The sequence below is a fragment of the Vibrio sp. 970 genome (assembly GCF_033339075.1).
The window spans coordinates 1-532 of the sequence record NZ_JAWOTW010000747.1; the positions used below are offsets into that span (position 1 = coordinate 1).

Consider the following 532-nt stretch of genomic DNA (forward strand, 5'->3'; position numbering starts at 1 on the left):
TTAATGAATCCAGAAAAAGTCTCTTCTTCAACAAGAAAAAGAGTCGAAGATGCCGTCCTTGAAGCGGGCTATTCTCCAAATTCATTAGCGCGTAATCTACGTAGAAACGAATCAAAAACGATTGTTACCATCGTTCCTGACATCTGTGATCCTTACTTTTCTGAAATCATTCGTGGTATCGAAGACGCAGCTATGGAACATGGCTACCTCGTACTGCTCGGTGACAGCGGCCAGCAGAAAAAGCGTGAAAGCTCGTTTGTGAATCTAGTGTTCACCAAACAAGCCGATGGCATGTTACTGCTTGGCACCGACCTGCCATTTGATGTCAGCAAGCCAGAACAGAAAAACCTGCCACCAATGGTCATGGCTTGTGAGTTTGCGCCAGAGCTAGAATTACCAACCGTGCACATTGACAACCTAACGTCTGCTTTTGAAGCGGTCAATTACCTAACTCAACTTGGCCATAAACGCATAGCACAAATTTCAGGGCCAGACACAGCGGTATTGTGCCAGTTCCGCCAGCAAGGTTATC

The 532-nt window shown here is 46.1% G+C and carries 1 pseudogene; it reads left to right on the plus strand.

Features of this window, described 5'->3' with window-relative positions:
- Window positions 1-532: pseudogene (locus R7Q11_RS28980) on the plus strand (LacI family DNA-binding transcriptional regulator); the annotation flags it as partial.